Source organism: Pseudomonas sp. GW821-FHT07F01 (assembly GCF_059418825.1).
The window spans coordinates 292986-300589 of the sequence record NZ_JBWKQO010000010.1; the positions used below are offsets into that span (position 1 = coordinate 292986).

Consider the following 7604-nt stretch of genomic DNA (forward strand, 5'->3'; position numbering starts at 1 on the left):
TCGGGATGGCTGAGGAAAGGTTCGTTGCAGGCAGGTCGAGCCCGGTGCTGACCGCGGCAGCGAACTGATCATCGCCGCACACATGAATTTAGCTCAAGGGCATACACGGGGCTGCGAACCAGAGCGTTCGGGCCGCCGGTACTGGAGAAAGAAAGCATGAGCAACTGGTTAGTAGACAAACTGATCCCTTCGATCATGCGTTCCGAGGTGAAGAAAAGCTCGGTGCCTGAAGGTCTTTGGCACAAGTGCCCATCCTGCGAGGCGGTGCTCTATCGTCCGGAGCTGGAAAAGACCCTGGATGTTTGCCCCAAGTGCAACCACCACATGCGCATCGGTGCGCGTGCCCGTATCGATATCTTCCTCGACGCCGAAGGCCGTGCCGAACTGGGCGCTGACCTGGAGCCAGTGGACCGTCTGAAGTTCCGCGACGGCAAGAAGTACAAGGACCGCCTGACCGCTGCGCAGAAGCAGACCGGCGAGAAAGATGCGCTGATCTCCATGAGTGGCTCCCTGCTGGGCATGCCGGTGGTGGTCTCGGCTTTCGAATTTTCCTTCATGGGGGGCTCCATGGGCGCCATCGTCGGCGAGCGTTTCGTGCGCGCCGCCAACTACGCCCTGGAAAATCGCTGCCCGATGATCTGCTTCTCCGCCTCCGGTGGTGCGCGAATGCAGGAAGCCCTGATCTCTCTGATGCAGATGGCCAAGACCTCCGCGGTACTGGCGCGCCTGCGTGAAGAAGGCATCCCGTTCATCTCCGTGTTGACCGACCCGGTCTATGGCGGCGTTTCCGCCAGCCTGGCGATGCTGGGCGACGTGATTGTCGCCGAGCCAAAAGCCCTGGTGGGCTTCGCCGGTCCTCGAGTGATCGAGCAGACCGTGCGGGAAAAACTGCCTGAAGGTTTCCAGCGCAGTGAGTTCCTGCTGGAGCATGGTGCGATCGACATGATCATCTCCCGTCAGGAACTGCGTCCGCGCCTGGGCAACCTGCTGGCCCAGCTGATGGGCCTGCCGACGCCGGAATTCGTCGCGGCGCCGGTCGAGCCGATCGTGGTGCCGCCGGCTCCAGCAAACCTATGACCCAACGTACCCTGGGCGAATGGCTCGCCTACCTCGAGCAGTTGCACCCCTCGGCCATCGACATGGGGCTGGCGCGCTCGCAGCAGGTAGCGTCCCAGATGGGGCTGGGCAAGCCTGCGCCCCGGGTGGTCACGGTCACCGGTACCAATGGCAAGGGCTCTACCTGCGCTTTTGTCGCTTCCCTGCTGCGGGCCCAGGGCCTGCAGGTGGGGGGCTACAGTTCGCCGCACCTGCTGCGCTATAACGAGCGGGTGCAGATCAATGGCGTCGAGGCCACAGATGAGCAGTTGTGCGAAGCCTTTGCTGCGGTAGAGGCGGGGCGCGGCGAAGTCACCCTGACTTACTTCGAGATGGGCACTCTGGCAGCGTTCTGGCTGTTTCAGCAGGCGGCGCTGGATGCCGTGGTCCTGGAGGTGGGGTTGGGTGGCCGCCTGGATACGGTCAATCTGGTGGATGCCGACCTGGCGCTGGTGACCAGTATTGGTGTCGATCACATCGAATACCTGGGCGATTCCCGCGAATCCGTGGCCTTCGAGAAGGCCGGGATCTTTCGTCCTGGCGCTCCGGCGCTATGTGGCGACCTGGATCCGCCGCAACCCTTGCTGGACAAGGCGCGGGAGCTGGGCTGCCCGTTTTTCCTGCGGGGGCGGGACTTTGATCTCGGGGTCACTGACCAGCATTGGCAGTGGCGTGGCCTGGATGCCCAGGGCAAGCCGGTCGAGCTGCAAGACCTGCCATTGCTGGATCTGCCTATGGAAAATGCCGCTCTGGCGTTGCAGGCCTATCTGCTCACCGGTTTGCCATGGCAGCCGGAGCGGATCAGCGCGGCCTTGCGCCAGACCCGGGTTACCGGGCGTCTGGATCGCCGGCAGGTCGACTGGCAGGGCAAGCGCCTGAACCTGCTGCTGGACGTCGGTCACAACCCCCATGCCGCCCAGTACCTGGCTGAGCGCCTGGCGCGCCGGCCTGTGCCGGGCAAGCGTCTGGCGGTGTTCGGGCTGCTGGCGGACAAGGATCTGGAGGGCGTGATTGGCTGCCTGAAAGGGGCGGTCCGGCACTGGGCGGTAGCGCCTCTGGACACGCCGCGGGCGCGCCCGGTGGAGGATTTGCAGCAGGCTCTGGAGAACCTTGGTGCTTCGGTAGCGTCCTATTCCAGTGTGGCTGCCGCGCTGGAAGCGCAATGCGCGCAAGCCACTGCAGATGACGAAATTCTGCTGTTCGGTTCTTTTTATTGTGTTGCCGAGGCGCTTGAGTGGCTCGCCCGGCGCTCCACGGAGGAAGCTGCACATGGCAATGCTGGATAACGTCTACAAGCAGCGAATGGTCGGAGCACTGGTGTTGGTGGCCTTGGCGGTGATCTTTCTGCCAATGCTGTTCTCGCGCGAGGATGAGCAGCGTCATGTGACGGTGGATGTGCCGTCGGCGCCGCAAGCCGCGGCCATGCCGCAGGTCCAGGTCGAGCCGGTGGTTGTGCCAGAGCCTCAGGTACTGCCCGAGGGCTCTGTGCCAGCCGACGAGCACGAGCCTGTGGTGCAGCAAGCGCCATCGACCCCGATCGCACCGGCCCCGGTGGTGGCTCCTGCTCCGACCGTGGCCAGCAAGCCTGCGCCTGTGGCCAAGCCTGCGCCAACACCGGTTCCGCCGCAGCCCGTGGCCAGTGCCAAGCCCGATACCAGCCAGAGCCGGGTCGATGCCAATGGCTTGTCCGTCAGTTGGTCGGTGCAACTGGCCAGTCTGTCGAGCCGTGAAAGCGCGGAAAACCTGCAGAAAACCCTGCGTAGCCAGGGTTATAACGCCTATATCCGTTCCGCCGAAGGCAAGAACCGGGTGTTTGTCGGGCCGCTGATCGAGCGCGCCGAAGCTGATCGCCTGCGTGACCTGCTGGGGCGTCAGCATAATCTCAAGGGTTTCGTGGTGCGCTTCCAGCCAGAGCGTGGCTAAGGCTATCCGCTTGATTTTAAAAGCACAGTGAATCGCAGCTTACCGACAGCCAAGCGCTCTGTTAAAATGCGCCGCCTTATCCGTCTGTAGGCTGCACTGTGCCATTTACCTGGGTTGACTGGGCGATCGTTGCAATAATCGCCATCTCCGCTTTGATCAGCTTGAGCCGCGGTTTCGTCAAAGAAGCCTTGTCGTTGCTTACCTGGATCATCGCAGGAGTCGTTGCCTGGATGTTTGGTGGCTCACTGTCCGAGTACCTCGGCGGTTATATCGAAACTCCCTCGGCTCGCGTGATCGCGGGCTGCGCAATCATGTTTGTCGCCACCTTGCTGGTGGGGGCAATGGTCAACTATCTCATCGGCGAGTTGATTCGCGTCACCGGCCTCTCCGGGACCGATCGATTCCTCGGCATGGCCTTCGGCGCTGCGCGTGGCGCGCTGCTGGTGGTCGTGGCGATCGGGCTCCTGAGCCTGGGGCCGGTACAGCAGGATTCCTGGTGGCAACAGTCGCGACTGGTGCCACAATTTCTATTGGTTGCAGACTGGTCCAAGAACCTCATATTGGGGTGGAGCAGTCAGTGGCTGGCCAGCGGTATCAGCGTACCCGCTGATATACCGTTCAAGGAGCACCTCTTACCGGCCAAAACGCCTCAGTAAGATGGGTTCAGTTCAGTTTCATTAAGTAGGGGTTGCGTCGCATGTGTGGCATCGTCGGTATCGTCGGTAAGTCGAACGTCAATCAGGCGCTGTATGACGCGCTAACCGTCCTCCAGCACCGCGGCCAGGACGCTGCCGGTATCGTGACCAGCCATGATGGCCGGTTATTCCTGCGCAAGGACAACGGCCTGGTGCGTGATGTGTTCCAGCAGCGGCACATGCAGCGCCTGGTAGGCCATATGGGCATCGGCCATGTCCGCTATCCAACCGCGGGCAGCTCGACCTCGGCCGAGGCTCAGCCGTTCTACGTCAACTCGCCTTACGGCATCACCCTGGCGCACAACGGCAACCTGACCAATGTGGAGCAGTTGGCCAAGGAGATCTACGAGTCCGACCTGCGCCACGTCAACACCAACTCCGACTCTGAAGTGCTGCTCAACGTGTTCGCCCACGAGCTGGCCCAGCGCGGCAAGTTGCAGCCTACCGAGGAAGACGTGTTTGCCGCCGTCACCGACGTGCACAACCGTTGCGTGGGTGGCTACGCGGTGGTGGCCATGATCACCGGCTACGGCATTGTCGGTTTCCGTGACCCCCACGGTATCCGTCCGATCGTCTTCGGCCAGCGTCATACCGACGAAGGCGTGGAATACATGATCGCCTCGGAAAGCGTTTCCCTGGATGTGCTGGGTTTCACCCTGATTCGCGACCTGGCTCCGGGCGAAGCGGTCTACATCACTGAAGAGGGCAAGCTCTACACCCGCCAGTGCGCCACCAACCCGCAACTCACGCCGTGCATCTTCGAACACGTATATCTGGCCCGCCCGGATTCGATCATTGATGGCGTCTCGGTGTACAAGGCGCGCCTGCGCATGGGTGAGAAGCTGGCAGAGAAGATCCTGCGCGAGCGCCCTGAGCACGATATCGACGTGGTGATCCCGATCCCGGATACCAGCCGCACTGCGGCGCTGGAGCTGGCGAACCATCTAGGGGTCAAGTTCCGCGAAGGTTTCGTCAAGAACCGCTACATCGGCCGTACCTTCATCATGCCGGGCCAGGCGGCGCGGAAGAAATCCGTACGCCAGAAGCTCAATGCGATCGAACTGGAATTTCGCGGCAAGAACGTGATGCTGGTGGACGACTCCATCGTCCGTGGCACCACCTGCAAGCAGATTATCCAGATGGCCCGTGAAGCGGGCGCGAAGAACGTCTACTTCTGCTCGGCTGCACCTGCCGTGCGTTACCCGAACGTGTATGGCATCGACATGCCGAGCGCCCACGAGTTGATCGCCCACAATCGTTCGACCCAGGACGTGGCAGACCTGATCGGCGCCGACTGGCTGATCTACCAGGACTTGCCGGACCTGATCGAGGCGGTCGGTGGTGGCAAGATCAAGATCGAGAACTTTGACTGCGCGGTGTTCGACGGCAAGTACGTTACCGGCGACGTCGACGAGGCCTACCTGAACAAGATCGAGAACGCTCGTAACGATGCGTCCAAGGCCAAGACCCAGGCGGTCAGCGCCATCATCGATCTGTACAACAACTGATCCGAGCATTTTAAGAAGACATTAGGAGTAGGCGGCATGAGTCAGGATTGGGATGCCGGTCGGCTGGACAGCGACCTTGAAGGCGTAGCGTTCGATACCCTGGCGGTGCGCGCCGGCCAACACCGCTCGCCGGAAGGCGAGCACGGTGACCCGATGTTCTTCACCTCCAGCTATGTGTTCCGTACGGCCGCCGATGCGGCGGCGCGGTTTGCTGGCGAAGTGCCGGGCAACGTCTATTCGCGCTACACCAACCCCACCGTGCGTTCCTTCGAAGAGCGCATCGCGGCGCTGGAAGGGGCTGAGCAGGCTGTGGCGACCGCCACTGGCATGGCGGCCATTCTCTCGGTGGTCATGAGCCTGTGCAGCGCCGGCGATCATGTGCTGGTGTCGCGCAGCGTGTTCGGCTCCACCATCAGCCTGTTCGAGAAGTACTTCAAGCGCTTTGGTGTTGAAGTCGATTACGTGCCCCTGGCGGACCTGTCCGGCTGGGATGCGGCGATCAAGAGCAATACCAGGCTGCTGTTCGTCGAGTCGCCCTCCAATCCGCTGGCCGAGCTGGTGGATATCGCCGCGTTGGCGGAGGTGGCCCATGCCAAGGGCGCAATGCTGGTGGTGGATAACTGTTTCTGCACTCCGGCCTTGCAGCAGCCGTTGAAGCTGGGAGCGGACGTGGTGGTGCATTCGGCGACCAAGTTCATCGACGGCCAGGGGCGTTGCATGGGCGGCGTGGTGGCCGGGCGCAGCGAGCAGATGAAAGAAGTGGTGGGTTTCCTGCGTACCGCGGGGCCGACCCTGAGCCCGTTCAATGCCTGGATCTTCCTCAAGGGCCTGGAAACCCTCAACCTGCGGATGCGTGCTCATTGTGCCAATGCCCTGGCCCTGGCTGAGTGGCTGGAGCAGCAGGAGGGCGTCGAGAAGGTGCACTACGCAGGCCTTGCCAGCCATCCGCAGCACGAGCTGGCCAAGCGTCAGCAGCGTGGTTTTGGCGCGGTGGTGAGTTTTGAGGTCAAGGGCGGCAAAGAGGGCGCCTGGCGCTTTATCGATGCCACGCGACTGATCTCCATTACCGCCAACCTCGGCGACAGCAAAACCACCATCACCCATCCGAGCACCACGTCCCACGGGCGCCTGGCGCCCCAGGAGCGTGAAGCGGCAGGCATTCGCGACAGCCTGATCCGCATCGCGGTGGGGCTGGAGGACGTGGTCGACCTGCAAGCCGACCTGGCTCGCGGCCTGGCAGCCTTGTGATCGAGTTGTCCACGCCCCAGGGCGGCGGCAATGGGCGTGTCGCGCTGGTGACCGGCGCGGCCCGGGGTATCGGCCTGGGTATCGCTGCCTGGCTGATCAGCGAAGGCTGGCAGGTGGTGTTGACCGACCTCGATCGTGAGCGCGGCTCCAAGGTGGCCAAGGTGCTGGGTGAAAGTGCCTGGTTCATCACCATGGACGTGGCCGATGAAGTGCAAGTGGCCCAGGGGGTGGCTGAGGTGCTGGGGCAGTTCGGGCGCCTCGACGCCCTGGTCTGCAATGCCGCTGTAGCCGACCCGCACAACATCACCCTGGAAAGCCTGGATCTGGCCTACTGGAATCGGGTCATGGCGGTGAACCTGGGCGGGCCGATGCTGCTGGCCAAGCACTGTGCGCCGTATTTGCGCGCCCATGGCGGCGCCATCGTCAATCTGGCTTCTACCCGCGCCAGGCAATCGGAGCCTGACAGCGAAGCCTACGCGGCGAGCAAGGGGGGGCTGCTGGCCTTGACTCATGCCCTGGCGATCAGCCTGGGGCCGGAGATTCGGGTCAATGCGGTAAGCCCCGGCTGGATCGATGCCCGGGATCCTGCGGTGCGTCGCGCAGAGCCGTTATCCGATGCCGATCATGCCCAGCATCCGGCAGGCAGGGTAGGGACTGTGGAAGATGTGGCCTCCATGGTGGCCTGGCTGCTGTCCCGCAATTCGGGCTTTGTCACCGGCCAGGAATTCGTGGTGGACGGTGGCATGACCAAGAAAATGATTTATCAGGAATAAGGGTGGTAGAGAGTTTGTGGCTGCAAGCCCAAGAGGAGCGCCTCTGGCTCTTGGTGCGAAGTTTCTGCTTGCTGCTGTTTTTGAAAAAAACTTCAAGCCTGCTATTGACTTAGCTTCGTTACCTGCGTAAATTTCGCGGCCTCAGCGAAGCAAAGGGTGATTAGCTCAGCCGGGAGAGCGTCTGCCTTACAAGCAGAATGTCGGCGGTTCGATCCCGTCATCACCCACCATTCCCTGAGTCTCTTTCGCAAGAAAGAGGGAAGCTTCCAAGGAAGCCTCCAACCGACGCGCAGCGGTAGTTCAGTCGGTTAGAATACCGGCCTGTCACGCCGGGGGTCGCGGGTTCGAGTCCCGTCCGCTGC

7 protein-coding genes and 2 tRNA genes are annotated in these 7604 nt (G+C 62.4%); all 9 read left to right on the forward strand.

Features of this window, described 5'->3' with window-relative positions; genetic code table 11:
• The first annotated feature begins 156 nt into the window (after nucleotides 1-156).
• The 9 genes from accD to AC07R1_RS31350 all read left to right on the forward strand — a co-directional run bounded on the left by accD (nucleotide 157) and on the right by AC07R1_RS31350 (nucleotide 7604).
• Nucleotides 157-1077 (forward strand): acetyl-CoA carboxylase, carboxyltransferase subunit beta, encoded by a 921-nt coding sequence (gene accD, locus AC07R1_RS31310; RefSeq protein WP_495111268.1) that lies wholly within the window; start codon nucleotides 157-159, stop codon nucleotides 1075-1077.
• Nucleotides 1074-2381 (forward strand): bifunctional tetrahydrofolate synthase/dihydrofolate synthase, encoded by a 1308-nt coding sequence (gene folC, locus AC07R1_RS31315; RefSeq protein ID WP_495111269.1) that lies wholly within the window; start codon nucleotides 1074-1076, stop codon nucleotides 2379-2381. Before accD ends, folC begins: the two co-directional genes overlap by 4 nt.
• A complete protein-coding gene (locus tag AC07R1_RS31320) occupies nucleotides 2365-3018 on the forward strand; it encodes an SPOR domain-containing protein (protein WP_011060386.1) in 654 nt (217 codons plus the stop codon). Before folC ends, AC07R1_RS31320 begins: the two co-directional genes overlap by 17 nt.
• 98 nt (nucleotides 3019-3116) lie before the next feature.
• Entirely contained in the window at nucleotides 3117-3674 is a 558-nt protein-coding gene (locus tag AC07R1_RS31325; RefSeq protein ID WP_011060387.1) for a CvpA family protein, read from the forward strand.
• Nucleotides 3675-3715: 41 nt separating this feature from the next.
• Nucleotides 3716-5221 carry an amidophosphoribosyltransferase gene (purF, locus tag AC07R1_RS31330; RefSeq protein ID WP_011060388.1) on the forward strand — a complete coding sequence of 502 codons (1506 nt, stop codon included), beginning with the start codon at nucleotides 3716-3718 and terminating at the stop codon, nucleotides 5219-5221.
• A 36-nt stretch (nucleotides 5222-5257) separates the two neighbouring features.
• Nucleotides 5258-6469: an O-succinylhomoserine sulfhydrylase gene (locus AC07R1_RS31335; RefSeq protein WP_015634907.1), complete on the forward strand. Its 1212-nt coding sequence runs from the start codon at nucleotides 5258-5260 to the stop codon at nucleotides 6467-6469.
• The gene (locus AC07R1_RS31340; RefSeq protein WP_041117029.1) at nucleotides 6466-7242 is read left to right on the forward strand and encodes an SDR family oxidoreductase; all 777 of its coding nucleotides are present in this window, start codon (nucleotides 6466-6468) and stop codon (nucleotides 7240-7242) included. The genes AC07R1_RS31335 and AC07R1_RS31340 overlap by 4 nt, the downstream gene beginning before the upstream one ends.
• A gap of 154 nt (nucleotides 7243-7396) precedes the next feature.
• Nucleotides 7397-7472 (forward strand) — tRNA-Val (locus AC07R1_RS31345).
• 59 nt (nucleotides 7473-7531) lie between these two features.
• Nucleotides 7532-7604, forward strand: a tRNA-Asp gene (locus tag AC07R1_RS31350).